General features: G+C 47.7%; 26 protein-coding genes and 1 other annotated feature. Of the genes, 7 read left to right on the top strand and 19 right to left on the bottom strand.

The window, feature by feature from the left end:
* Window positions 1-126 precede the first annotated feature (126 nt).
* The gene (locus tag HPL003_RS16875) at window positions 127-366 is read right to left on the bottom strand and encodes a DUF1349 domain-containing protein (RefSeq protein ID WP_014280910.1); all 240 of its coding nucleotides are present in this window, start codon (window positions 364-366) and stop codon (window positions 127-129) included.
* A gap of 192 nt (window positions 367-558) precedes the next feature.
* Window positions 559-797, top strand: a binding site (T-box leader).
* Between the two features lie 43 nt (window positions 798-840).
* Between HPL003_RS16875 and HPL003_RS16870 the strand changes: the two genes are divergently transcribed.
* On the top strand, window positions 841-2025 hold the full coding sequence (locus HPL003_RS16870) for an aminotransferase class I/II-fold pyridoxal phosphate-dependent enzyme (protein WP_014280909.1): 1185 nt from the start codon (window positions 841-843) through the stop codon (window positions 2023-2025).
* 234 nt (window positions 2026-2259) lie between these two features.
* Here the strand turns inward: HPL003_RS16870 and HPL003_RS28575 are convergent, their stop codons facing one another.
* The 3 genes from HPL003_RS28575 to HPL003_RS16860 form a co-directional block, all read right to left on the bottom strand.
* Window positions 2260-2412, bottom strand: coding sequence for a GrpB family protein (locus HPL003_RS28575; protein ID WP_148267401.1), 153 nt, complete (start codon window positions 2410-2412; stop codon window positions 2260-2262).
* The gene (locus HPL003_RS16865) at window positions 2397-3128 is read right to left on the bottom strand and encodes an SDR family NAD(P)-dependent oxidoreductase (RefSeq protein ID WP_014280907.1); all 732 of its coding nucleotides are present in this window, start codon (window positions 3126-3128) and stop codon (window positions 2397-2399) included. Before HPL003_RS16865 ends, HPL003_RS28575 begins: the two co-directional genes overlap by 16 nt.
* A 78-nt stretch (window positions 3129-3206) precedes the next feature.
* On the bottom strand, window positions 3207-3788 hold the full coding sequence (locus HPL003_RS16860) for a TetR/AcrR family transcriptional regulator (RefSeq protein ID WP_014280906.1): 582 nt from the start codon (window positions 3786-3788) through the stop codon (window positions 3207-3209).
* Window positions 3789-3982: 194 nt separating this feature from the next.
* Here HPL003_RS16860 and HPL003_RS16855 point away from each other — a divergent pair, with 194 nt between their 5' ends.
* Window positions 3983-5218 carry an MFS transporter gene (locus HPL003_RS16855; protein WP_014280905.1) on the top strand — a complete coding sequence of 412 codons (1236 nt, stop codon included), beginning with the start codon at window positions 3983-3985 and terminating at the stop codon, window positions 5216-5218.
* Between the two features lie 92 nt (window positions 5219-5310).
* Here the strand turns inward: HPL003_RS16855 and HPL003_RS16850 are convergent, their stop codons facing one another.
* The 4 genes from HPL003_RS16850 to fabF form a co-directional block, all read right to left on the bottom strand.
* On the bottom strand, window positions 5311-6051 hold the full coding sequence (locus HPL003_RS16850) for a zinc ribbon domain-containing protein (RefSeq protein ID WP_014280904.1): 741 nt from the start codon (window positions 6049-6051) through the stop codon (window positions 5311-5313).
* 80 nt (window positions 6052-6131) lie between these two features.
* Window positions 6132-7106, bottom strand: coding sequence for a helix-turn-helix transcriptional regulator (locus HPL003_RS16845; RefSeq protein WP_014280903.1), 975 nt, complete (start codon window positions 7104-7106; stop codon window positions 6132-6134).
* Window positions 7096-7266: a GNAT family N-acetyltransferase gene (locus HPL003_RS27665; RefSeq protein WP_337998902.1), complete on the bottom strand. Its 171-nt coding sequence runs from the start codon at window positions 7264-7266 to the stop codon at window positions 7096-7098. Before HPL003_RS27665 ends, HPL003_RS16845 begins: the two co-directional genes overlap by 11 nt.
* 117 nt (window positions 7267-7383) lie before the next feature.
* The gene (gene fabF, locus HPL003_RS16840; RefSeq protein WP_014280901.1) at window positions 7384-8622 is read right to left on the bottom strand and encodes a beta-ketoacyl-ACP synthase II; all 1239 of its coding nucleotides are present in this window, start codon (window positions 8620-8622) and stop codon (window positions 7384-7386) included.
* A gap of 164 nt (window positions 8623-8786) precedes the next feature.
* On the opposite strand from fabF, the gene HPL003_RS16835 reads away from it, so the two are divergent.
* The 4 genes from HPL003_RS16835 to HPL003_RS16820 all read left to right on the top strand — a co-directional run bounded on the left by HPL003_RS16835 (window position 8787) and on the right by HPL003_RS16820 (window position 13956).
* Window positions 8787-9626: a helix-turn-helix transcriptional regulator gene (locus HPL003_RS16835; RefSeq protein ID WP_014280900.1), complete on the top strand. Its 840-nt coding sequence runs from the start codon at window positions 8787-8789 to the stop codon at window positions 9624-9626.
* 136 nt (window positions 9627-9762) lie between these two features.
* Entirely contained in the window at window positions 9763-11658 is a 1896-nt protein-coding gene (locus tag HPL003_RS16830; RefSeq protein ID WP_014280899.1) for a DEAD/DEAH box helicase, read from the top strand.
* The gene (locus HPL003_RS16825; protein ID WP_014280898.1) at window positions 11655-12644 is read left to right on the top strand and encodes a YqhG family protein; all 990 of its coding nucleotides are present in this window, start codon (window positions 11655-11657) and stop codon (window positions 12642-12644) included. Before HPL003_RS16830 ends, HPL003_RS16825 begins: the two co-directional genes overlap by 4 nt.
* 253 nt (window positions 12645-12897) lie before the next feature.
* Window positions 12898-13956, top strand: a complete 1059-nt coding sequence (locus HPL003_RS16820) for a hypothetical protein (protein ID WP_014280897.1) — start codon at window positions 12898-12900, stop codon at window positions 13954-13956.
* A gap of 100 nt (window positions 13957-14056) precedes the next feature.
* On the opposite strand, the gene HPL003_RS16815 is transcribed toward HPL003_RS16820, so the two are convergent.
* Complete coding sequence (locus tag HPL003_RS16815; RefSeq protein ID WP_014280896.1) at window positions 14057-14248, bottom strand: YqzE family protein; 192 nt, start codon at window positions 14246-14248, stop codon at window positions 14057-14059.
* A gap of 273 nt (window positions 14249-14521) precedes the next feature.
* On the opposite strand from HPL003_RS16815, the gene HPL003_RS16810 reads away from it, so the two are divergent.
* Window positions 14522-15283 carry an N-acetylmuramoyl-L-alanine amidase gene (locus HPL003_RS16810; protein ID WP_014280895.1) on the top strand — a complete coding sequence of 254 codons (762 nt, stop codon included), beginning with the start codon at window positions 14522-14524 and terminating at the stop codon, window positions 15281-15283.
* On the opposite strand, the gene HPL003_RS16805 is transcribed toward HPL003_RS16810, so the two are convergent.
* From HPL003_RS16805 to HPL003_RS16760, 10 genes are all read right to left on the bottom strand, one after another.
* Window positions 15258-16205 carry a divergent polysaccharide deacetylase family protein gene (locus HPL003_RS16805; RefSeq protein WP_014280894.1) on the bottom strand — a complete coding sequence of 316 codons (948 nt, stop codon included), beginning with the start codon at window positions 16203-16205 and terminating at the stop codon, window positions 15258-15260. The genes HPL003_RS16810 and HPL003_RS16805 overlap by 26 nt on opposite strands.
* Window positions 16206-16327: 122 nt before the next feature.
* Window positions 16328-16840, bottom strand: coding sequence for a peptide-methionine (S)-S-oxide reductase MsrA (gene msrA / locus HPL003_RS16800; RefSeq protein WP_014280893.1), 513 nt, complete (start codon window positions 16838-16840; stop codon window positions 16328-16330).
* 102 nt (window positions 16841-16942) lie between these two features.
* Complete coding sequence (gene shc / locus HPL003_RS16795; RefSeq protein ID WP_014280892.1) at window positions 16943-18838, bottom strand: squalene--hopene cyclase; 1896 nt, start codon at window positions 18836-18838, stop codon at window positions 16943-16945.
* Between the two features lie 197 nt (window positions 18839-19035).
* Window positions 19036-20205 carry an amidohydrolase family protein gene (locus HPL003_RS16790; RefSeq protein WP_014280891.1) on the bottom strand — a complete coding sequence of 390 codons (1170 nt, stop codon included), beginning with the start codon at window positions 20203-20205 and terminating at the stop codon, window positions 19036-19038.
* Complete coding sequence (locus tag HPL003_RS16785; protein WP_014280890.1) at window positions 20195-21265, bottom strand: pyridoxal-phosphate-dependent aminotransferase family protein; 1071 nt, start codon at window positions 21263-21265, stop codon at window positions 20195-20197. The genes HPL003_RS16790 and HPL003_RS16785 overlap by 11 nt, the downstream gene beginning before the upstream one ends.
* Window positions 21249-22034: an ABC transporter ATP-binding protein gene (locus tag HPL003_RS16780; protein WP_014280889.1), complete on the bottom strand. Its 786-nt coding sequence runs from the start codon at window positions 22032-22034 to the stop codon at window positions 21249-21251. The genes HPL003_RS16785 and HPL003_RS16780 overlap by 17 nt, the downstream gene beginning before the upstream one ends.
* Window positions 22025-22792 carry an ABC transporter ATP-binding protein gene (locus tag HPL003_RS16775; RefSeq protein WP_014280888.1) on the bottom strand — a complete coding sequence of 256 codons (768 nt, stop codon included), beginning with the start codon at window positions 22790-22792 and terminating at the stop codon, window positions 22025-22027. Before HPL003_RS16775 ends, HPL003_RS16780 begins: the two co-directional genes overlap by 10 nt.
* Window positions 22789-23655, bottom strand: a complete 867-nt coding sequence (locus HPL003_RS16770; protein WP_148267398.1) for an ABC transporter permease — start codon at window positions 23653-23655, stop codon at window positions 22789-22791. The genes HPL003_RS16775 and HPL003_RS16770 overlap by 4 nt, the downstream gene beginning before the upstream one ends.
* Window positions 23652-24638, bottom strand: a complete 987-nt coding sequence (locus tag HPL003_RS16765; RefSeq protein WP_274378200.1) for an ABC transporter permease — start codon at window positions 24636-24638, stop codon at window positions 23652-23654. Before HPL003_RS16765 ends, HPL003_RS16770 begins: the two co-directional genes overlap by 4 nt.
* The gene (locus HPL003_RS16760) at window positions 24638-26257 is read right to left on the bottom strand and encodes an ABC transporter substrate-binding protein (RefSeq protein WP_014280885.1); all 1620 of its coding nucleotides are present in this window, start codon (window positions 26255-26257) and stop codon (window positions 24638-24640) included. Before HPL003_RS16760 ends, HPL003_RS16765 begins: the two co-directional genes overlap by 1 nt.
* Window positions 26258-26559 lie beyond the last annotated feature (302 nt).

The raw sequence follows: 26559 nt of genomic DNA, 5'->3' as shown, positions 1-26559 counted from the left end.
GTTTCGCATGAATATCCAATGTTAAAAATTAAGCTCACAATCATCATGGTACCATACTTGTTTATAGAAATGTTCTCTCCGTTTATTACACAGTTCGTATGTCCTAGGATACATAATTCTCCACATTCAAGGGATCATATCGACACGAACCCTCGTCCATATTGTAAAATCACCTTGAAGCGTTGTATGCAAAAAGGGTGCGGACGATTTTATCGCCGCGCCGGACGGATCTCTAAAGAAATCCGCCTGTGAAGGTGCAGATACTTGTAAAGCCTTGGAATCATCGAATCTCCATACAGTCGGCTCGTTAATCCAGCCCCATCCCGCAGGCAAAACCTTGCCGTTAAAGCGTTCAAATACATTCATATGGACACCATCCCTCTCAAGCCAATATAGTGCAAATAGCACGATGAAATTTGGCGGACAATCCCCCTTGATACCACTATATACGTTATCTTCCAGTCGTCAATGATGAAGCTCCTTTCCTTAAAATTTATAAAAAAAGACTTGCCATCCTGAAATGTTGTGCTTATAATTACACCTAACTTGATACGGCAACAAATTTCAATGACGAGAACGAGTAAGCTATACAGCGGATTTGCAGAGAGTTGGGGCAGGTGAAAGCCAACATTCCGAGGGTAGCCGAACGCCATCTCTGAGAAGCGGGCTGAACCTGAAGTAAGCTCTGCCGCCTTTCCAGCGTTAACCGGAACACGTATTGATGGATACGTGAACAGAGTGTCATTTCTTATGGAATGAAACTAGGGTGGTAACACGGGTATTAACTCGTCCCTTTACAGGGGCGGGTTTTTTTTGTTTTTCAAAAAGGAGGAATTCAAAATGACGAACGTATCGACCGCAGTATCTATAAGCGATTTTTTGACTCCAGCAGTACGGGAAATGCCGCCTTCAGGCATCCGTAAGTTTTTTGAATATAGTACGGGCAGAAAAGATATCGTTTCGCTTGGTGTTGGTGAACCGGACTTTGTGACCCCTCAACATGTCAGAAAGGCTTGCATCACAGCACTGGAAAATGGCAAGACCTCGTACACACCGAATGCTGGTCTTCCCGAGCTGCGTGAGGAGATTGCCGGGTATCTGGAGAGTAGCTTTAACACGTCCTACAATCCGGCAAATGAAATCATGGTAACGATCGGCAGCAGTGAAGCGCTGGATTTGGCGCTCCGTGCCCTGATTACGGAACACGATGAAATTCTCATTCCGGCTCCCTGCTATATTTCGTATTCACCGATCACGTTCCTGAATGGAGGGCATACCGTAACGGTTGAAACCTCTGCTGATCAGCAATTCAAGCTGACGGCTGAGGCGCTCAAAGCCAAGCTGACTCCACGATCCAAAGTGCTTATTCTCTGTTATCCGAACAATCCGACAGGTGGAGTGATGACTTATGAGGACTGGCTACCGATTGCCCGCTTGGTGGAGGAGCATAATCTAGTCGTGATCTCGGACGAAATTTATGGTGAGCTGACCTATGGACAGAAGCATGTAAGCTTCGCCGCTCTGCCGGGCATGAAAGAACGAACCCTGCTCATCAGCGGCTTTTCCAAAGCCTTTGCGATGACAGGCTGGAGAGTCGGCTATGTATGCGGCCCGCAGGAGTTGATCTCAGCCATGCTAAAAATCCATCAATATACCGTGATGTGCGCTCCTATTATCGGACAAATTGCCGCTATTGAGTCCCTGCGCCACGGGCTGGAGGAGAAAGACCGCATGATGGAATCGTACAATCTGCGCAGAAAATGGTTTGTTGAAAGCTTGCGTCAGGCAGGACTACCCTGCCATGAACCGAGCGGTGCCTTCTACGCTTTTCCTTCTATTACACTTACGGGATTAAGCTCAGAGCAGTTTGCCAAGCGGTTACTGGAAGAAGAGGGCGTCATTACCGTACCCGGCTCTGCATTCGGCCCGGGTGGCGAGGGCTTTATCCGCTGCTCCTACGCATCGTCGAAGGAACAGCTGGAAATCGCTTTGGAGCGTATCAGCGTGTTCTTGAAACGTCTGTAATCAGCCCTTCATAGTATGAAGATGAAAACTACTTCAGCAGCTCCTGAATAAGCTTTTTCTGGTGTGCTGGCAAACCTTCCGGCCATTCCCCTACACGGCAATACAAAAGTCGGAGATTTCGGAGCTTGGTCGGAAAGTACACCTCCTGTTGGGCATTTTTCATATGGATCATCGTTTGCTTAAGTTGAATGGGGAGATTAAGTATGTATAATCAAAGATATAACATGTAATGACCTATTCGAATGGTCCTGCATCCAGAACGTTTTGCACAAAATCGGTCTTGGCCTCTGTGTACGCTTCACGATCATGCTGATTTTCCATCGCCAGCAGTCTTTTTAATGCATCGCTCCAGCCTGCTGGTTGTAAAGCAGTTACCTTAAATAACACCCATTATTAATATCAAAGGTCGCTCCCGTATAATGTCTGGATCTTTCCGATAGCAGAAACAGGACAGTATAAGCAACATCTTCTGCTTTTAAAGGCTCTGAAATTAGCTGATGATTTGTATATTCCTCCTTTCTCCATTCAGGAATATGATCCATCATTGGAGTACTTACCATCGTTGGTGCCACAGCATTAACTCTTACATAAGGTGAAAAATTCATGGCACAGCTTTTAGTAAAGCCCAATATTGCTGCTTTTGATAATCCATAGATCGCATCCGAGCTTCCTTCCATTCCAGAAACAGAAGACATATTTACGATAATCCCCTGGTTCTTCTTCTCAATCATGAACTTTCCAAAAAATTGCGAGAAATACACACAGCCCTTAATATTTATGTCCAACACCTTCTCTATATCTTCCATACGATAGTCGAGTATATTCTTTCCTCTATAAACTCCCGCATTGTTAACTAAAGCCGTTATATCCGTATGCTCTTGCTCAATATATGTAAAAAAGCGGGCTACTTCTGAATAGTTACTTATATCTATTGGATACGTGTACAAATGGGTTGAAGCCAGTTCAACCTCAAGTTCATTGAGGGTATGCTTATTGATATCACAGGCAATAACACTTGCTCCTTCTTTTAAACATTGTTGAGTAATTTCTTTTCCAATGCCGGAAGCTGCGCCTGTTACAATTACTTTCATTCTATTGAACATTAAGAAATCCCTCTCTCATTCGTTATATAATTTTATTCAAAATATAACTCTCAAGTTCTATCAGCTATATGAATAAAGTTACTTCAGTAACATAAGTGTAACCGCAACCGCATGCTCCACAAAAGACCGCTCCGGGCGTGACTTCATCATTACCGTAATTCCGATCATCAACGACACCAGAGTCTGGGCCAAAGCTTTGGCATCGGTGTCAGCCTCCAGCTCTCCTGATCGTATACCACGCTCAATGTATTCTTGAAATACAGCAGAAAGATACATCTGATGTTCTCTGGTCAAAATTGCGAATTTCTCATCATGAGGGGCCAATTCTACCATTGTATTGATACAAAAACATCCCCGGTTAGGGCCTTCCTCATATTCTTCTGCCACGATTCCTTCAAAAAAATTGCAAAATGCTTCTTTGACAGTAGAATTGCTTTGCAGTCTAGCCCGTACATTAGCAGCGTGAGATTGCGTATATTTGCGCAGCGCGGCTTCGAATAATTGCTTTTTATCCCCAAAGGCAGCATAAATACTGGGGCGCTGAATTCCCATTTTGGAGGTTAAATCGCTTAAAGACGTAGCCTCAAACCCTTTTTCCCAAAAAAGTTGCATTGCTGCATCCAATGCCTTTTCCTCATCAAATTCCCGTGGACGAACCATAAATAACCCCTTCTTTTCGTATCGTTCAGTATATTAAGATTGTAGGTTCGTCAGAAGCAGCTGTCAAATATGTACACGATAAATTCTTGACGTTTCATATGATTCCGAGTTATATTGACCTAAAATCATTACATACCAATCAGTATATTATACTCATCGGTATGTAATCACAGAAAGTGATGTGGTATGTGAAAATGAAGACGTCAGAAGAAACAGCGGCACTCCTATCCCATCAATCCGTAGCTAACGCTGCGAAAACCACCCCCGTTCGTTCCATATCCCGGTCTGTAGCGCTCTTATTTGCCATAGCTTGTGGATTGGCTGTCGCCAACATTTATTATGCGCAACCATTGCTGGACGCGCTGGCGCGCGAGTTTGGCATCACACATTCATCGGTTGGCATCGTCATTACAGTGACGCAGATTTGTTATGCATTGGGACTGCTGCTTCTAGTCCCGCTTGGCGATCTTCTGAATCGACGGCGACTGATTACCGGACAAATGCTGTTATCCGTGCTGGCGTTAATCGCAGTTAGCCTGGCCTCCACGCGTACAATCCTGCTCATGGGCATGGCAGCGGTTGGACTGCTGGCTGTCGTCACACAGACACTTGTCGCGTTCGCCTCAACCTTGGCCGCCCCGGCTGAACGCGGACGTATCGTAGGTCTGGTGACCAGTGGAGTTGTTATCGGCATTCTGCTGGCACGAACTGTTGCCGGTGCACTGACCGATCTGGCGGGTTGGCGTTCGGTATACCTTATTTCCGCCGCATTGACGCTAACCATGGCTGTAGCGCTGTTTCGGGCACTGCCTCAGCATGAATCCAAAGGAGCAACGCTATCCTATCCACAGTTGCTTCGTTCGGTTTTCACACTGTTCGTGCAAGAACGGATTCTGCGTGTTCGAGCCGTGCTGGCTTTGCTCATTTTTACTGCGTTCAGCATATTGTGGACTTCGCTAGTATTGCCTCTCAGTGCCCCGCCACTATCTCTTTCACATACAGCCATCGGGGCCTTTGGTCTGGCCGGAGTCGCCGGAGCATTAGCGGCTGCGCGGGCAGGACGTCTTGCCGATCAGGGCTCAGGACAGCGGACGACAGGTATTGCGCTGGCTCTGCTACTGCTATCCTGGTTGCCTATCGGCTATACCGAGCACTCGCTGTTCGCTTTGGTCCTTGGCGTTATCCTTCTGGATCTGGCGGTACAGGCTGTGCATGTGACGAATCAGAGCATGATTTTCGCTGTGCGTCCTGAGGCGCGTAGCCGACTTACCGCAGGCTATATGATATTTTATTCCATCGGTAGCGCCACTGGAGCCATCGCCTCGACGCATATGTACACCTATGCCGGCTGGAACGGGGTATGTCTATTGGGTGCTGGTGTCAGCACTCTGGCTCTTGTCTTTTGGGCAGTAACCTGCCGTTCAACTTGAATGAACGGTCGACTGCCATGACTTAAGCAGCAAAAGAAGCCGTCCGCACCACAACAATGGTCGGACGGCTCTCTGTTTTTACTACAAATTCATCACTTAATCGCAATGTAGATCAGAACAGGTTCGTCAGGACTGCCATACACTTCATAATCACCTGTGTACGTCCGCTCTGCTTGTCCCGAGGCGGCCCAGCTCCAAATAGCTTGCCATGCCCGGAAGACCGAGGAAGGTTCGGCTGTAGCTTGAAAGACAGCGTAGCGCGCAGCTGGAATGACGAGTTCTTCAAGATCGTCAGGAGTCTGGAAATCCGCAGCCGCTTCCTTTCCGATAAAAAAAGTGTACTCGCCCAAAGCTCCATTTTCATAGTCGGTGTAACAGCCATAGACGGAAGCCTGTCCTTCACTGCCCCTGATCCGACCAGACACATCCTCAGCCCCAAAGCATTCCCACATGGCTGGAATGATCCCATGGGATGTTTGTTCTTTGAGATTACTTGTGCGTGCTTTCAGCCCGACTAAATGGATGTCACCCCGGTATTCCTCCCGAATGGGTCCATCAAGCTGAAGTCCTGCATCCTCTGAAGACCGCCAGCGTTTTAAACTCGGCAGATAACTATGCATCATCACAACAGCCTCTTCTTCTTGCATCCCTTGCTCTGCAAGGATAGGTACGCACTGCCGGATCATGTCATCCATCGTCAGCTCAGGCTGCACAAACGCACCTTCCTTATAACAATACTTACAATATTCATCTGTTTTGGCCTGCTGTGCGTCCGTTCCGTATTGTTCCTCATGCTCCAGCGGCATACCGCAACTTTGACAAGCTTTATCCATTTTCGTAAGTCCCCTTTCGCTAACTGATATGCCACCAGTATAACGAAACAAACCTGACAGCTATCAGTCAGGTTTGTTCGTTATATGCTATGTTTTTCGAAATTCTCTATAAGAGGCTCTCCATAATTGGATGCAATACGTAACGCCATATCCCGAATCTTCTCCCGTAAATGGGCGGGTTCCTTGACGACCACATCCGGCCCCAGACTTAAAATAAATCCGTACATCCACGCATCCTCGGGAAAAGGAACCGAAACTGTATACATCCCTTCTTCCTGCTCGGTCAATGCTTCCACACCAAACCAGTCTTCCGCCAGATGCCGGGATTTGTGGTTAAATTGCAGCGTAAAAGGCTGTACTGCCTTAACCGCCGCCAGCCGTTCCTCATTCCATGGCAGCTTTTCATAGGAAAGGTCCCGGCGAGTAAAAGCCGACTCCGTAACTACAGGATCACTCATGCGGGATAGTTTGAACAGACGAAATTGCTCCTTGTCGAGGCAATAAGCATATACAAACCATTGCTGTCCTTTCAGAACGAGTGTGTGCGGTTCGACATTCCGTGCGGTTACAGCTCCTTGCGCATTCCTGTAAGTAAAAGCAATCGTCCGCGATTGGCTCAGGGCCTCTTTCACCTTCACCAGCTTGCTCTCCTGCACAGACTGATTTCCCCAACCCGAATGATCGACGATAAACTGTGTGGTATTGACACTAAATTGCGCTTTTCCTGAATCCGGTATAATGCTTTCAAATTTATCGAGCAGCCGGGTTACATTCGGTCCACCTAACGACGAGGACAAGCTCTGCAAGCCCATCACAATGTCCTTCACATCGCCATCCGTCAGCACACTGCGATCCAGGCGGTAGCCATCCATCAGGCCGATTCCCCCATTCACCCCCTGATAAGTTACCACCGGAATACCAGCTAGGCTTATCGCTTCGATATCTCTGTAGATCGTCCGTATCGATACTTCATATAAATCTGCCAGTTCCTTCGCCTGAATTCTATTTCTTTTCAACAACAAAATGACGATAGAAAGCAACCGATCAATTTTCATTTCTCCAAAACCTTTCGCCATTAATCGCACTAACTTTCGATAAAAGTTCTTTAGCTATTCCCTGACCTCGGTAGGTCGACGAAACATAAACTCCCCCAATCATCCCCTTATGCTGCGTCTTTATTTTTTGCTCCCTTTGAAATCCGGTCATACCCGCCAGATGCTTTCCTCCATCTTATCCTATCTCTGATCTAAAATGAACCCGTTGCCAATAGTAAAAACCTCAGGTATTCCATCCCGTTGGATAGAACTCCTGAGGTTGAATCACCTATTTCGCTTATGCCTCGTAACGCTTCATTACGATGACCGCATTGTGGCCGCCAAAGCCGAAGGAGTTGGATAGCCCGATATTTAATGAGGCCTTGCGTGCTTCGTGAGGCACATAATCCAGATCACAGGCCGGGTCCGGATTGTCCAAATGAACCGTTGGCGGAATGATGCCTTCCCTTAGACTCTGTACGAGTGCAATGGCTTCGACACCACCTGCGGCTCCCAGCATATGACCAAGCATGGATTTATTCGCGGTTACCGGAATTTGGTAGGCATAATCACCAAACAGTTTGTGTATCGCGAGGGTCTCAGCCAGATCGCCAGCGGGCGTACTCGTTGCATGCGCACTGATCACGTCCACCTCTTCAGGCGTGATATGGGCAGAATGAAGGGCTGCTTTCATCGCCAGATAAGCACCGATTCCTTCCGGGTGCGGTGCGACCATATGGTAGGCATCCGAGCTTGCCCCATAGCCGATGACCTCGCCATATATCTCCGCGCCACGCTGAACAGCGTGCTCCAGCGACTCCAGTACCAGAACGCCAGCTCCTTCGCTTATAACAAAGCCGTCGCGGTCCTTATCGAACGGTCGGCTCGCAATCGAAGGCTCCTCGTTACGAGTCGACAAAGCAGTTGCATTAGAGAAGCTCGCCAAAGCCAGTCTGGTAACCGCTGCCTCCGCTCCACCTGCAAAAATCACATCTGCATCTCCTGTGCGAATCGTACGAAACGCCTCTCCAATTGCCGTATTTCCAATGGAACAGGCCGTAACCGGCGAAAGCGTTGGACCCATCGCTCCGAACGCAATACTAATTTGCGCCGCAGCCATATTTGAAATCATCATAGGTACCAGTGTCGGACTAACTCTACCCGGCCCGCGATTCTGCAATACATTCACATTGTCCACCAATGTATCCAGACCGCCGACTCCTGATCCTACATAGACACCGACACGCTCCAGATTCGTATTATCCAGCTCCAGACCGGAATCCTTCAGCGCTTGCTCTGCCGCAAACAACGCAAACTGAGTGAAGCGATCCATTCGTCTGGCGTCTTTACGTCCCCATTGCTTTTCTGCATCAAAATCCTGTACCAGTCCGGCAATCTGTGCTTTCAAATCGGACACATCGAACGTGTCTATTTTTCGTATACCTGAATGACCCTCCAGCAGATTCTTCCACAGCGAGTCCACATCATTGCCCAGTGGCGAAACCACACCCATACCTGTAATTACAACTCTTTGCATACGCTTTTCATTCCTCCTGCTCGTTTGCTTACTTATAATCCTCATTTTACCCTCAGCTTATCCTATTACAAGTGTTTGTTTATCCTGGTATAATGAACACTACTATAGTAAGAGCCTTAACTGCTCATTACTTTATCCCCCCACCGAATGGAGAGAACTCGCCTATGAAACCGGAAGCACGTCTGGAAGCACTATCTGTTTTTCTCAAAACCAAAAGAGCCCGTTTACACCCGCATATGGTCGGTCTGCCGAACGGATCACGCCGCAGAACACCCGGTTTGCGCAGAGAAGAAGTGGCTCAGCTAGCAGGTGTCAGCACGACATGGTACACCTGGCTGGAGCAGGGACGCGATATCAAGGTGTCCGCCTCTGTACTGGATGCCATTGCCGCCACCTTGCAGCTAAACACGGATGAACGTAAGTATTTGTATGATTTAGCGTTTGAAACCGGATTTCAGACACCTCCTGCTCTTGCAGAGCAGACGGTTATTTCTCCATCCCTGCAAAAAATAGTACAGGAGCTGCGCTACTGCCCTGCTATTATTTCAGATCGTCGCTGCCATATTGTCGGCTGGAATGCAGCCGCGGCTCATGTGTTTATGGATTTTGCCGAGCTGCCCCATGAACAACGCAACATGATTGAGCTGTTGTTTACCAAAAAAGAGTTTAAAAGTCTCGCTGTAAACTGGGAGCATTTTGTAAAAGGATTCCTTGCTATTTTCCGCGCTTATTACGGACAATATGTGACGGACCCTTGGTATGCACAGTTCATACAGAACATGAGCCGGGCTTATCCCGAGTTTAATGAACTTTGGAATCAGAGTGAGGTCAGCTCTGCGCCGGAGGTGCTGATTGAATTTCGTCATGCCAAGGCAGGCAAAATGTTGTTTGACCTGACCTCCCTTCAGGTGCAAGGCAGCGTCGATCTGCGTTGCAGCATCTACACCCCGATCGCACAAACCTCTACAGAAAGCAAACTCCAAAAGCTGATGGAAGGCAGCTAGAGGATTTTCCCCCTCCTGTTATGAAGATATCTTTTTCCGTCCATACTACATCTACGATCTGTGCAAAATAGATGCCAACGATGTGACAGAACCAAGAGCTTCATCTGCGCCATTACTAGGAGGGAGGGAATTCATCATGAAAGCCAAATCTACAAGTTCCTCACAATCACAAAATCAGGCACCGCCGCCTGTTCCGGTGCAATTTGACCGTAGCTGGCAGGATGAGCTGGACCAACGCCTCCGCAAAGGAGGACCTTGGGGAGATTGGGATCTATATCAGTTGGCAATTGAAGCGGAGAAGGCCAAGCTGGTACCCAGCTTTGATGAGCTTCAATGTCTGAAGCATTTGCAAGACCTCACTCCGCTGCCCCATCAGCTGGATACAGCCCGTAAGGTATTATTTGAAATGTCCGGCCGCGCCATCCTCGCCGATGAAGTTGGTCTGGGCAAGACGATTGAAGCTGGAATGATTCTCAAGGAATATCTGGTTCGCGGGCTTGCCGTCAAAGTGCTTATTCTTGTGCCCGCTTCGCTGGTGCTTCAATGGGTTCGTGAGCTGAACAGCAAATTTGGCATTCCAGCTGTCGCTCAGAAAAAAGCGTATTCCTGGTCGTCCGAGGTCGTCGTGGCCTCTATGGATACTGCCAAGAGAGAGCCACATAGTAACATCCTGCTGGATACCGATTACGATCTGCTCATTATCGACGAAGCGCACAAGCTGAAAAATAAAAAAACATCCAACTACCAGTTCATTATGAAACTGCGTAAAAAATATTGTTTGCTCCTGACCGCCACCCCTGTACAAAACGATTTGTCCGAGCTCTTCAATCTCATTACATTGCTTAAGCCCGGTCAGTTAGGACGACATGGCGATTTTTCAGCCAACTTCGTTGTGGATAAACGTCTACCCAAAAATGAGGATCAGCTCAAAGATGAACTGTCCAAGGTCATGATCCGCAACCGTCGCGGCGAAGGGCCGGTCCAATTCACCAAACGAAATGTTTCCAACATTCACTTGGAACTTTCACAGGAAGAACAAGCGCTATACGATGGAGTCACTTCCTTTGTCAAGGATCAATATCAGGCGAATGGCGGAAATTTGAGCAGCATGCTGTCTCTCGTTACCCTTCAGCGGGAAGTATGCAGCAGCCGGGATGCCGTATTCGTAACGCTTGTCAATTTATCTAAAAAGATGGCACCCGACTCCCCTCTACGGGATCGCGTTTGGGAATTGGTCGCGCACATCAAGGCGATTAAAGCCAATTCCAAGGCGGAAAAAGCGCTTGAACTCATTCGTCAAATGAACGAAAAAGTGATTATTTTTACCGAATACCGGGCTACACAGGAATATTTGCTGAACTATTTTCGCGACCGGGGGCTATCCGCTGTTCCTTACCGGGGCGGCATGAACCGGGGACGCAAGGATTGGATGATGGATTTGTTCCGTGGACGTATTCAGGTCATGATTGCCACCGAAGCGGGCGGCGAGGGCATTAACCTGCAATTTTGCCACCATATGATTAACTTTGATCTGCCATGGAACCCCATGCGCGTGGAACAACGGATTGGACGTGTGCATCGACTGGGACAGACGCATGATGTTAATATTTTCAACCTGTCCACAACCGGAACGATTGAAGAGCATATCCTCCATCTGCTGCATGAAAAAATCAACATGTTCGAAATGGTCATTGGCGGACTGGACGTCATTCTAGAACGGTTTGAAAAGAAAGAATCCATTGAAAAGAGTCTGTACAGAATCATGCTTGAATCCAGCAATGACGATGAAATACGCCAAAAAATGCAAAAGCTCGGCCATTCGCTGGATTCCATCAAGCAGGAAATGAAACAGCTGCGTACGGACAGTCTATCCACTTCGGATACGGCAGCCGGTATGTTATCCGAGACAGACCAGATCAATGGGCGCCTGACGGGAATAAGCCAAAGCACCGCTGATTTGCCAGGCTTATCAGGTAGCGCTGTTCCTCCAGCCAAAGCTCGACGCGGCGCGAAAGGAGGCCGCCTGATATGACCATGAATTCACAGCAAGTACAGCGCTATGTCCTTACGTATCTGGAAGCCACCGGATGCAGCGTGATCGAGAGATCGCCAAACCATGTGACTGTCAAGCTTTCTCCCGAAGCGGATAAAGCTCTAACGAACCGCCCCTACTATTGGGGCTATGTAGAACGTACTGGTGTTCCGGCGCAAACGATGTCATTCACCTTTATTTTCGATGGGGAAGCCTACCGGGCGGCACAGGAGAGTTCGATGGACAATACGCCCCTCCCCCCGTCACAAGCACAGCCGGGGCAAGGACCACAACAAGCCCCAGCGTCCGGCAGTCCGGCGCAAGATCAGGTCATGGGCCGTTACTTCGGCCATGTTCCGACGTTACCGCAGTTGGGGCCTGGACGTATTTTGCAGGAAGAACTTCGCTATGGGAGTCGTCGGCTGCATCAAATTTTTGAAGCTGCACGGGATGGAGGAAAATATGTCAATTTGTTCGAGCAGCCCGATGCTCGTCAATTATCCGCCCGTTCTCCCGCAGTGTATGAAGCCTGGCTCGGCGTCTGCTACAAGATCGAATTCGCCTGTGATTTGAAGCGGGAAGAGCTTCATTGGCTCGGAATTTCACTCAAAAGCGGTACTATCGTACCCGACTTTAGCAGCATGCTCCAATCCCGGCAGCTCAGCCCGCTGCTGGCAGGTAATATGCATGTGCAGCCTGCAAAATTATCCGTTCCAGAGGCCTCCACCTCGCTGGAAAACTACCTCAATGTTCAGCTAAGCCAGCAGGATTACGAGTGGGCTGAGCAGGCCAAAGAACGGCTGCGCGAGGAATTGGAGGTTATTGATCACTATTACGATGATTTGGTCAAGGAGCAAAAAGAAGAAGAGGAAAAAAAAGAAGCCGTACAAGACCAGCATCAAGCCCGCCGCAAAGAAATGGTATGGCAATATGAACCCAAGGTGCTTGTATCCGCCATTAACTGCGGGATATTTCATCTGCGGTAACCAATATCTCACGCTCCTTCGCAGGCTGGTTGCAGAAGTATCGTCAGCTTTTAACATCGTGCTTCAGACTATATCGGGTTTATTGCTGTACCGACAAGCTTTGCCAAGCCTGTCGGTACTTATCGACAGCAAAAAACGAACCCGGTCAGGACAGATGTGCCGACAAGGTGTAGCAGTCTTTTTATCGGACAAGCTTTATGCTGGATAAAAAAAGCTTCCATCGGTGCATTAGCCGTCAGAAAGGTGGATTCCATTGAAAAAAAATTCCGGACACTATAGCGTTGGTATGATTGCGGCTGTTCTGATCGGTCTGTCCGCAGTTTGTCCGTTTGCTTCCATTCAAGCGGCCCCCTCAGCAACCCAAGACCACAACGCAAACCCGTTACCCTCTTACGAAGCAAGTTCATTGGTTTCCCCATCGGAACCCACGAATCTTGCAAACCCTTCCCTTTCTCCGGGTAACTCTTCTGCAAGTCCTCCTGCTCAGGAGCAAGGGGTACCAACGGACGTAAAGCAGGTTTCTGCCGATACGGTGCAGTCGCTATCCACACAGCCGCCTTTTGCCCAGTGGAAAGATGCCGAGCTTAGCTACCACCCGCTCGGTCCCGGAACACATAGCTGGCTCGTGCAGGTGAATCGTGCAGGAGAATACATTGGCTACCTGATTATCGGGGCAGATCATAACGGCGCTTATCAGCTTAATGAATACGGAAACGGGCCGGGCGGGCCGTACAGTATGAATTTACTCCGCCAATCCCTTAAATCCCTCACAGAAACCAAACTTTCATCCATCAACAAGCTGCAAATTACCCCTATGTATGAGGAACCGCTATTAGCCTACTGGCTGGTGCGTTCCTCCACTGGCAGCGAAGTGTGCATCGACGCTTTTACGGGGGATCCATTGCCTGCGGAGGTAGCCAATGGGAACTGGAGAAATAAGCCCCACAGCAGCACAATTCCTTCATCTGCTCTCTCTCTGAAAGCAGGGGCACAGGCGATTACCCTTTCGGCTGAGCCTTTTGATCCCTATGACGATCTTAGCTGGCTTCTACCCAAACAAAAGCTTTCCATCCATAACGTAGAGCAGTTTACCAACACACTGAGTGAATCATCACGTATCGTATTTTCTGCTACAGACATAAATTTCGCTTTTGGGGGCCCCTTGGCTATTAACGGATATCAGTCCTGGATACCTTCGCATGATCTCTCTCATCCTATTATGTATGCGGTAACCTGCCGCACCGGTCTTTCCCGCTTTGTCCCGCTGGACCGGCTGTTTTCTGGCGGTGAATTTTATCGTATCCACTCTTAATTATTAAATTATGAAATCATTTCAAATGATCTGATCTGTTTAACACAAAAAGAGACCTCAAACGGCATTCCGTATGCCTCTTGTGGTCTCTTTGGCGAGTTTAATGCCGTTCCTTTCGCCCTTTGCGTGCGGATTTAATCCACATATTCAGAGCGAGTGGCAGCATTCCGAACCATTTATATACCCATGGCTCTCTGGATTGTTTACGTCTACGGCGTACATCGCGCGGCGTTTCCATATACCGAACAATTCGTTGCGTAATGTATGTCACCAGCTCGTCACTCTTGGCCATCCTCCGCGACCTCCTTTAATCTGCATCCCTGACATTTTGTTCGCATTGCAGGAAAACATTAAATTTATGCGTTGGATGCAGATAAGCTTAGCTTGCTCATTTTCCAAAAAGTCTAACCCTGCGGGAATCACTATGCATGATTCCCCTTAAATGGAACATACTATCTTAAACAAAATCTTTACCCGAAGGCTAATGACTTTGATTAAGGCAGCTATGCGCTTTAAATGGTTGGTTTTCAGAAAATAATCAATCCGTCTATTGGAGGAATGGGATGTGCGAAAAGAAAAGTTAAACATAATATGGCTAACAGGACTGGGATTGAGCTTAAGTATCCTTTGCAGTGCTGTATTTGCCTCCTTTGCCTATGCAAGCGCCCAGCCCGGCGAAAAAAGCACCAATCCGAACAAGGACACAGAAAATCAATCCAACGTACATTCTTCCTACCACGCTTTTGCCAAACCCGTTGTGCTTATAGACGTCGGTCATGGAGGCGTGGATGGTGGAACGAGCCATAAGAGTCTTTTGGAAAAAGATATCAATCTCGCAATTGGTCAAAAGCTATATCTGATTTTACGCTCACAGGGCTATCCTGCGGTCTTAAACAGGGACAAGGATTATGCTCTAAGCGACGATAACCGTTGGCTGCAATCCAAATCCCGACATCTGAAAGACCTGGCCCAGCGTAAGAGCCTGACAGAACAACTGCCCACCGCTTTAGTCGTCAGTCTGCATGTGAATTGGACCAAACGTACCGAAAAGCGGGGGCCGATTGTTTTGTACCAGGACGAAGGCAGCAGCTATCTGTTGGCAGAACGGATTCAACATTCATTGAACCGCTTATTCTGCATGAACAGAGAAACAGTTTATGGAAAACCCTTCTATCTTCTGAACAAAATCCAGCATCCCGCTGTAATCGTGGAAACCGGATTCATCAGCAATGAACAGGACAGGGCCATTCTTTCCGGGGATCGCGGTCAAAAAAACGTCGCAGAAGCGATAGCCGAAGGTATTATTGCTCACTTGACGGTATGGTAGTGTGGGTGGCAGGAGCTCCCTTCCATCCCCATACGGAACGCACCAAATCACTAATGCCCACAAACTTGGCGTGATCTTTTAGTCTGGGAACCGATGAATGGAGTGCCGAGGACGTATACATGCCGGATACACCAACATGACCAATGGTTACACAGGTATCGTGCTCGTTCACCCATTCTCCCACCTTGGTCAGTTGCCGACTCACATGGGCGAGTGTATGGGTATCATCCAGAAAAATGTCATTGCGTACCGGTGGCATTCCCTTTTCTACGGCTAGCTCAGGCACTACTGACCAATAATTCGTACGGCTGTCGACAAAAAATAGTCCATGCTCTTTGCAAACATCGAGAACAATGGACATAATGCGTTTGTCTGAGGTGATCTTGGAGCCCATGTGATTATTCATACCTATCGCAAAAGGGACTTCCTTAATGGCTGCTGTCACCTTGGCGCGTACTTCTTCATCCGACATATTTGCCTTAATCGCTCCAGGTCCAAGCCATTCGGGTTTTCCCTGCTTTGGCTCCATTGGAAGATGCACAATGACGTCATGACCACGCTTGTGAGCTTCCATGGCATCCTGCTTGGTGGAAGGCAGAAATGGCATCACCGCAACCGTAATTTTAACCGGCAAATTTAAAATTTGCTCTGTCCCTTTCATGTTGTTGCCCAGGTCGTCGATAATGACGGCAACCATCTTTTGATGCTGATCCTGCTTACCCGTAGCACTTGCTACATCCATGTTCCAAACATTCCCACATACCGTAAAAACAAGACAAACCACAATACACACGGCTGTATTTTTTCTCATCTTCGGATTTTGGCGAACCACATGTGCATAGGTTGGCTCTCTACGGCTGCGAGTAGCCTGTATAGCCTTCTTTATAATGTTTCTCAGGTGCAGTTTCGTTCGTTTACTCATTACAGGTCAGCCTCCTTCTCTGTCCCTTCATTGTGTGAGTAACGTCGCCTAAATATGTATGGGCAGACCCAAAAGGTCATCCCTGATCTGCCTTACGTACGCAAAACGTATGCTAAACTTTCTTACCAGTTCTGATTTATAAACTCATCACGACCCGATTGGGCGCGGTCTTCCTTGTAATGCTTCACGTTCTTTTTGTGGTAATCCTGATGGTAATCCTCTGCCTCATAAAATATGGAAGACGGAAGAATCTCTGTCACAATAGGCTTGTCAAAGCGCCCGCTTTGTGCCAATTGTTGCTTGGATTGCAGTGCGAGTTCCCGTTGCTGCTCTGTATGGTAAAAAATAGCAGGTTTATACTGTGTACCCCGATCCTGAAATTGACCTTCCCCATCGGTAGGATCTGTTTGCGGCCAATATAATTCCAGCAGCTTTTCATATGGAAACAGTTCAGGCTCAAACGTAATCTGTACCACCTCATAGTGACCTGTAGTCCCCGTTTTGACCTGTTCGTAGGTCGGATTGGGAATCGTTCCCCCGATATATCCTGAGACAATGCCATGAATGCCCGGCATCTCCTCGAATGGTGTCACCATACACCAGAAGCATCCACCCGCAAAAGTAGCCTTCTCCATCTTTCATCCAACCTTTCTATGACTTCATCATAAGTGTGCTAATTTTATCATATCTAGCCATCCGAAGTCGCTCCATATTTCACCCGCAACACGCTCTTTATACTACTCACTCCCTACCCATTTCTTCTTATAATGGCTTAGGGTCAGAAGCGGCCAGATGTACCGGTAGCTATGATAATGAGAATAGAAGTTACCCGGGAGCCCAGCGCCCGTAGGATATGCGGTCGGCCAATCGTCGTTTTGCAGCAATTCCACCAACTTGTATATTCCTCTATTTACGGCAGCAGACGGCTGTGGCTGTACCGCGATGAGTGCATCGAGTGCCCACGCAGTTTGGGATGGCGTGCTTTCCCCTAAGGGCATGTATTGCATCACCCGGTCGCTGGTGCAGGATTCACCCCAGCCCCCATCCGAATTCTGAATCTGCAAGAGCCATTCCGCTCCTTTTTGAATCGCAGCATGGTCCGCCGGCAGCCTGGCAGCCTCTAAACCAGTCAGTGCCGCCCAAGTGCCGTAAATGTAACAAATCCCCCATCTTCCATACCATGATCCATCTTTCTCCTGATGGGAGATCAGCCAGTTGACCCCCCGTTTGATGAAATCGTGCCTCATGTCGAGTCCGCAACAATTTCCGAGGTATTCCAATGTGCGTCCAGTAAGGTCGGCTCCCGAAGGATCGATAGCTGCGGACTTGGCACCGTCTATGGCCAGCCATGTGAGCATTTTCTTATTGGTGTTTTTTTCGAATGCGGGCCAACCGCCGTCTTTATTTTGCATAGACATAACCCAGTTTAGTCCCCGGGTGGATGAGTCACGATATTTAGGATCTGTACGGGACAGGCTGTGAATCGATCTTAAAGCGGCTGTTGTGTCGTCTACATCGGGATTTAAGGTATTGGTCTCGGAGAACCCCCAGCCGCCAGGAACCGTATCCGGATTATGAACACTCCAATCCGCCGCTTTGTCCTGTTGTCTGGATAAGAGATAGGCTGCCGACCGCTGCACGGTCTCATGATCCCCGACGACGCCGGACTCCTGCAACGCATAGGAGATCAAGGCCGTATCCCAGATTGTTGAGGGCGAATTCTGAATGGTAGCTTTATCGCCAAAGCGGTACTGCATCTCTGTCAGCCCTTGAACGGCTTTTAAAATAAGCGGATGCTGTTTATCATAGCCCAGCGCAAGCAGGGCAAAAACCATGAGAATGGTGCTGCTCGCATAACTGTAGAGGGTACCATCTGATTCGATTCGATTCAGCATGAACTGCTCTGCCTTGTTTAGAGCTGCTTCATGGATATAACGGGGAGTTCCGAGAAGTCTGCTGAGACCAATACGTATGTTTTCCGTGATCTCCCGGTGCTCCTGGTGTTGCGGCTCATCGTCATCATAGCGTGAATCGAACAGATCGGATATATTGGGAGCCTTATCCGTTGATATAGAGAAATTCCGGTCTGCCATGATCAGCATAGGGATCAGATGGATGCGGGAATAACCTGAGAATTCATACAGATTGATTGGCATATAGGCAGGAAAAAGGATGATCTCCAGCGGTATGAACGAGATCGATGCCGGCCATTTGCGCTGCCCCGTTGCAGCGAGAATCGCCTTTGTCAGAATGCTGGTCGATTTCCCCGGTCCACCTTGCAATTGGATGTAATGCCTGGCACGCTCCATCGACTCGTCCGTCGGTTCACTGTACCCGGAATAGAGCAGGGCATAATAGGCATCAATGGAAACGGATAAATTACCTTCTTGCTCGTCCCGGTACCAACGCCAACAGCCTTCCGGTTGCTGCTCCGCAAGGATGCGATCATGCAGACGCCGGATCAGCTCTTCATTCTGTATATCCAATATCCGAAAGAGGATCATGACATAAGCATCCATCGTCACCCCGTTCTCAAAGCAAAAATGCCATGATCCGTCTTGATGCTGCTGCCGCATAAAAAAGTCCCTCAGCTTCCTTATCCCCTCATCGACCGCGCTCCGTGCATCGCCCATTCTCTTGTACCTCCATATAACGTCATGATGTACATTATATGAACGCCGGTACGAGGAAATGATGTGCGTGCTTGCTGTCGTCTGACGGTTAAGCATTAAACACCAAAAAGGCCCTCGTACCTTTTCAGGACTACAGCCTCTTTGTTTGTTGGTACGATATAAAGTTGGCTTTTCAATAAACTTTATACATATACTTCTTAGCCATTACTTCCGGCCAAAGCCTGAATCAAATCTGATTCCTGCGCCCCGGTAATGACGGAAACGATGCTCTTCCGCAGTGTATCTGCATTTTGCGCCTGATACGGATCGACATCAAAAATAATAGCATCCGCAATATACCCTTCTGCAATATGCCCCAATTCGTGACCACTTCCCAGAATATCAGCAGCGCTTTCCGTGGCAGCCTGCCACGCTTCTGCCCGAGTCAAGCCGTAATCTATCAGCGTGTCCAGTTCTTGAAGGTTGTACCCATGGAGTGCAGGTGTTGCATAATCCGTACCGAATCCAAAGTGAACCCCCGCTCTCTTTGCATAGCTAATGGCTTTAGAGTGGGCTTCGGCAGCACGAGCGGCCCGATCGCAAATAACCTGGTTCAGAGCCAGAACGCCTTTCGGATCTGCAGCAATGCGATATATCGATGTTGTAGGCACAAAGGCTATTCCAGATTGTGCAAGTCTGCCAGCCTGATCCTCGGTCAAGAACATTCCGTGCTCTACAGATTCCACACCAGCATGGATGGACCAGTCTACCGTCACTCCACCCCATGTATGAACCATAACCATTTTATGATGAGCATGCGCATTGCGAACAATGAACGAGAACTCTTCCTCCGAAAAAATCGGATCAAGCACTTTCTCAGTAGGTGCTCCAAGACCGCCTGTTGCCATGATTTTGATCCAGCTTGCCCCTGTATCAAAAATTTCTGTCATACGTTGTTCCAAATGCTTAAGACCGCGGGCATCCGCTGCTCCAAGCATATCACTGCTAGTTTGTACTCTTAAAGGCTGTTGATAGTGCGAAACGAGATGCTGCACTGTGCTTGGCAGAATCCCGCCTGCATCGCGCGTCGTCGTTACACCGGTTCGAAGGGTTGCTTCAAAGGCTTGCGCCTGCATGACCTCGATCTCACGGCTGTCTCGTTTCATTTGATCAGTATGGTCAAAGTCCGTCCAGGCCAGATGTGTATGAAGATCAATAACCCCCGGACTTATCCATAGATCTTTGCTTGGATGAGTTTGCTGATCATTATGTGACTCAACAATAGATGAGAACCGACCATCTTTAATCGAAATATCGAAACGCTTCCCGTCAATACCTGCTATAAAAATATGGTTAAATGTTTTTGCTTGGGGATGCTTATTGATCATGTTTATTCCCCCAAATCAGCCGAATAGCCTTCATTGCATGCTCAGGGTCTTGATTCAACAATTGGGCAAGTGCAGCAATGGCTTCTTCTACGCTTTGCTGGCAAGCATTCGCTCCAAAATGGTTTACTCGCAGTAGATGGCCGAACAGTTCTCCGTCTCCAGGAGCTACGATACCCATAGGCTGATCGATACGCAAGTTCTGCTCTTGAGAAATCTGAACCGTCGTAGTCAGCGTAGAATAGTATTTGCTATCCTTCTGCCAAGGCTCAACACCCAAGGCCTTAATACCAGCAATGGTGGAGGATGCAGCCAATTCATGACGCTTGATAACCTGTTTTAATCCTTCTTCCTCAATTCGCGTCAATGCCGAGATTAGGGCTCTGGCCTCAAGCGTCGGGATGTTGGCAGGGACCCGTACCGGCGCGGTACCATTCTGTGATGGTTTCATATCCAGTAAGGACAGAATGGAATTGCGCGGCGCATTTTCATTGGACTCAAGGAACTCCCAGCCGCGCGGTGAAATGCTTACGGCACTAACGCCATTAGGTCCAGCCAAGGCTTTTTGCGCACCCACAGCTACAAAATCAACTCCCCATTCATCAACCAGCAGGGCCTCTCCCCCGACCGCCGAAACGGAGTCCATCACCGTAATGAGGTTAAAGTCGCGTGCAATCTTTAATATTTCTTTGGCCGGATTTGATCCGCCTGTAACTACTTCAGCCTGGACAAAGGAAAGCGCGCACGGTTTATACCGTTCAATCGCTGCAGCGACCTCCTCCACAGTAACCACTTCATCAAAGGGGACCTTAACTTCAACAACCGTTGCCCCGCCTCGTTCAAGCCAATTTCCAAATAAACTTCCATAGGGGCCTGTTACTACATTTAAAATCGTACGACCAGGCGCAGATATCCCGGCTGCCATCGCCTCAATGCCCAAGATCGCCTCACCAGGGATGATGACCGGGGAATGTTGTGTAAACAAGAGCTTGGAGAGCAAACTTGTAAGCGTATTGAACTCAGACAGTGAAAGTGGTACAAATCCTTTATGTTCTCTGCTCATAAAAACCTCCTGATGTACTTAATTTAGGCATTTTCGGAACTGCGGACAATAGCTCACGACTGTATGCAGTTTCAGGACGAGCAAAGAATTGATCCTTGGGATTGATCTCAACGAGTTTTCCCTGCCGCATGACCGCTACCGTATCGCTAATTGCATGGATTACCCCCAGATCATGGGAGATGAACAGCATGGTAAGATTAAGCTCTGCTTTGAGCATGTTAAAGAGTTCAAGCACACTCAGTTGTACGGAAACATCCAATGCGCTCGTCGGTTCATCCGCAATCAGAATGCTCGGCTCAACGCTTAATGCGCGTGCGATTGCTATTCGCTGGCGCTGACCGCCGGAAAATTCGTGAGGAAACCTGTCCAAAGCGCTTTCTTCAATGTGTACACGAGCCAAAAGCTCTTTACATCTCTTCTCGACTCCCATACGATCCACAATTTTATGAAATATCAGCGCTTCGGAAAGTATCTGCCTGATGGAATGCTTGGGATTCAACGATGCATCCGGATTTTGGAAGATCATTTGTATCATTTTGTACTGCTCACGATTTCTTTTCTTCTTCAATTCTTGTGAGCCTAGCAGAATCTGCCCCTCATCAGGAGCAATCAGCCCGGCAATGACCCGCGCCAGAGTGGATTTGCCCGAGCCGGACTCTCCAACAAGGCCAAGGGTCGTATGCTGCTGCAGATTCAGATTGATGTGATCCAGCGCAGTAAACCCGTCATAATGAACCGTTACATTTTTTACTTGCAAGGCTAACTCCATGTAAGTTCGCTCCCTTCAAGCTCTGGCAAAGGAAGCACCGAGTTAATCAGCATCTGTGTGTAAGGATTTTTCGGGTTTTGCAAAAGACTAAGGGAATTGCCATGCTCAACAATCTGCCCCTCTTTCATCACACATAGCTTTGAGCACATGGTAGCTGCAATCGCAAGATTATGCGTAACAAACACCATGGCAAAGCCCAGTTCATTCTGCAGACGAGTGATCGTTTCAAGAATTTGCCGCTGAACGGTTACGTCAAGCGCCGTTGTCGGCTCATCACAGAGAAGAATGCCTGGCTTGCACGCCAGTGCGATTGCGATGACTATTCGTTGACACTGACCACCCGAAAGCTGGCTCGGATATCGGTCCGATCTCTTTAAAGAATCGGGGAGGCCGAGCATTTCGAGCAATTCCAGCGCTATCGTGCGAGAAGCCTTTCGGCTTACTCTTTGTCTGTAATAAACGACTTCCGCAAGCTGCTTGACAACCGGACAGAGTGGGTCCAGCGCACCTCTCGGGTCTTGAAAAACCATAGCGCTGCTGATATCACTCTTAATAACTCCTCCAATCTGCTCAACACCACGTGGAAGTAATCCCAGAATCGAACGCAGCGTAAGCGATTTTCCAGAACCCGATTCGCCTACTAACCCCACACTCTCCCCTTTGCCTAGCGAAAAGCTAACATTGTTGACTAATATTTTATTTGACTTTGTTGCCAGCGACAGTGCCTCTATTTCCAAAATCGGATTTGTAGTAATCATTTTTTCCTCCATATATCTGCCAACCCATCACCTACAAGAGACAAAGCAATTCCCGTGTAGACCACTGCGAATCCCGGAACTGCCGAGAGCCACCAAGCTGTAGTTATGAAGGATTGTCCATCCGAGATCATTGTTCCCCAGTCCGGGGTTGGCGGTGTAATGCCGATCCCAAGATAACCAAGCGTAACAATGGCCACAAGCAACCCTACCATATCCGTCATGAGAACTACAACCGCTTGAGGTAGTACATTGGGCAGGAGATGACGAAGAATAATTCTTACTCCAGGCAGCCCTAAAGTTTGAGCGGACGCTACCCATTCCTGCTTGCGAAACGATGCACTAAGCCCTCTGACTACACGGGCAAATACAATCCAGCCTACAAGTATAAAAGTGATATAAATGCCCCGTTGACCGGCTCCGCTGGCAAAAGCCACAATAATAACGATCAAATAAAAAGGAAAAGCGATAAACGTATCCGTGATCAGCGTAATGATGGTATCGATCCATTTCCCATAATATCCGGCAAGCATACCCAGAAATACACCTGTGCAAAATGGAATAATTTCCGCCAGAAACATGATTGTCAAATCAGTTCGCGCAGCATAGATCAGTCTCGTAAACAAATCGCGCCCCAATTGATCTGTCCCCAGCCAATGTTCGGCAGACGGGGGCTGCAAAAAAGCACTCAAATTTTGCCCGGAAGGTTCATAAGGACTAATAAACGGTATGAACACAGCCAAGACAATAAGTACTGCAAACATAATACTGCCTACCAGAAGGGAAGGGGTATTCCATATTCGATTTATGATGCTTTTCTTATTACCGTACTCTTGCAATTGAGGGTCTATTCTTGTATGTTTCATTGCTTTCCTTTCGTTCTGGGATCAAGCCACCAGGAAATGATTTCAATCAGGAGGCTGATGATCACAACAGATATCGCACAGTAAAGTGCTATTCCTTGAATGACCGGGAAATCACGTTTCGAAATGGAAGTAAACAGCAAGCTGCCAATCCCCTTGATGCCAAACACCTGTTCAACGACCAGTGTACCACCGATAAGATAAGAAATATTTACGCCAAGCAGCATCAGAGTTGGAAGAGCGGAGTTACGTAGCACATGCTTAAATAGAATAACCCTGCTTGGTATTCCCGCAGCCTTCAATGTGACTACAAAATCGGATTCCAATACTTCAAGCATCTGCGCTCTTAACGAACGAACCAGCGTAGGAATCTGCGAAAAAGCGACGGTAATTGCCGGAAGTGTAAGACTGTACAAGGTCCCATTCCACCCTTCGCCTATCCCTCCAACGGGGAACCAATGAAGACGGACACTAAGAACCAGAATCAAAAGTAAACCAACCCAAAAGATTGGCATACCCAGAGTTATTGTAGGAAAAATACGTATCAAATGATCCAGCAGCTTATCCTTGTGCGTGGCTGCAAGCGTAGCGAGCAGAAGTGTAATAATGATCGCCAAAACACAGGCCATCACAATAAGCAGCAAAGTAACGGGAGCCCGTTCAGCAATCAGCTCTCTTGCAGAGGTTCCCACAATAATTGAATTGCCGGTATCTCCATGTGTGAACAGCGTCTTCACAAACCTAGTGAATTGTTCCCATAAAGGGAGATCCAGCCCGAGAGTATGATGCATACTCTCGATGGCCTCAGGCGTACTGTATTCTCCCAGAATCATTTTAGCAGGATCCCCTGGCACGATTCTGATGATGAAAAAAACTGCTGTCATCACACAGAGGATTACTACCAATGCTCTTACAAGAGCTGTCACAAGCCACCTGTATGATGTATTGATTCCTGCTGATTTATTTAACGTTTTATTGGACTTCATCATTTTTTAATTCGAACTTCTTCAAAGCGAACGCTGCCGTTAGGAAGAACAACGAAGCTATTCACAGAAGAACGAACACCCTTCAAAATATCTGGATAATAAAGCGGAATGTACGGTACTTCATCTGCAAGAGTTTGCAGAAGCTTGGAGTAGATTCCCGCACGGTCCTTACCATCCAGCGTTTTTTGACCTTCAATTAAAAGCTTGGTTACTTTATCATTCGTGTAATGCGTCCAGTACGATTTACTGAAGCCTTTCGGATCTGTCTGGAAAGCAATAATCGAGTTCGCATCAGGAGAGTCGGCTTGACCACTGTTGAGCATTGCCGCGAAATCATAGGCAAAGAAGCGTTCACGGAAAGTGGCCAGTTCAATGGATTCAATCTCGATGTTGATACCGATCGCTTTACCCGCTGCCTGGATAATTTGCGCCTCTTGTGCTCTTGTGCTGTCACCGGATGCCACAAGCAATTTTGTAGTGAATCCATCAGGAAAGGCGGATTTGGCAAGTTCCTCCTTAGCCGTATTTATATCAAAGTTCAGGGCCTTGATCGTATCATTCGAATTATAAGGAATCGCTGTTGGCAGCAATGAATTTGCAGTCTGTGCATAGCCAAAGGTGAGTGCCTTCGTCAAGCCTTCACGATCGAGTGCCAAAGCCAGGGCACGACGGACATGCACATCAGAAAAATGCTTGTCCAGCGTATTGAAAAACAATTGCTCTGTCACCCAACTTCCATTGGTAACTACCGTAGTATCAGCGCCTTGCTTTATCTCATTAGCATTTTGCAGAGCCAATGACTCAACAGCATCAACTTCTCCCGCCTTAAGCTGGTTGATAGCTTGGCTGTCGTCTTCAATCAGCTTATAAACAAGCTTGTCAATATATGGCTTTCCATCTTGCCAATAGTATGGGTTCTTGGTGAAAGTCAGATCGCCCGCAGGGTCCCACTTTTCAACAACGAAAGGCCCCGTACCTATCGGTTTCTTGAAAAACTCTTTTTCGGAAACTCCACCGAAATTGTTCGGAAGAATACCGTTGGAGAAGTTGGACAGTTCAGAGATAAACGGTGTATATGGCTCCTTAAGCGTAATAACAAGCGTTTTGTCATCTTTCGCTTTAATGGTATCCACCTTTGCCGCTATAGCCAGCGGGCCGCCAACCTTCAAATGACGCTGCAACGAGAATACGGCATCCTCCACAGTAACATCTTTGCCGTTGGAAAACTTCAAGCCATCACGCAGCACAAACGTATACGTCAAACCGTCATCACTGATGCTATGTGACTTGGCAAGCCAGTCCACAATTTTTCCTTTGCTATCAAAAGCAACCAAAGATTCAAACACTTTGTCAATGGCAAAGGCATTGTTCGACGTAATCTCATTATGCAAATCAAACGAGGTTACTGAAGCAGGCCGTCCATAGACGAAGGTTCCTCCCGCCGCAGGCTTGTCCGTATTTGTACTCTGATTCGCGCCTTGATTCGTACTTTGCTGAGCACCATTATTTTGATCAGGACCATTCTTCGATCCGGAACATCCCGCAACTAATACCAATAATAGAACTGCTAATGTTCCTACCCATAATGACTTTCTTAATGATGCATTTAAATCTAGCACGTATAACCCTCCCCTTCATATAAAACATATATGTTTAGTATGGATAGTATTATGGTTTAAACCTCCTCGTCTGTCAAACAAAAAAAATCATTGTCACGATGGGCTAAAACTAATTTATCCATTGCTAGAAATAAATTCGCTTTAATAGTATTCAACCAATCATATTCCTTTATTCATCTGCTGATTTTCACTGCTTATTACCGAACGCCCCCCCCTTCTTCTACAGATGGATACAAGTGAACATAAATCGGCAATAAATCTATAAGAACAGAATTCTGCTTTTAAAATGCAAAAAAAGCTCA

Origin of the sequence: Paenibacillus terrae HPL-003, from assembly GCF_000235585.1 — a bacterium.
Lineage (GTDB): Bacteria > Bacillota > Bacilli > Paenibacillales > Paenibacillaceae > Paenibacillus > Paenibacillus terrae_B.
The sequence above is the reverse complement of the archived record's forward strand: the minus strand, read 5'-3'. Positions and strand labels throughout refer to the sequence as shown.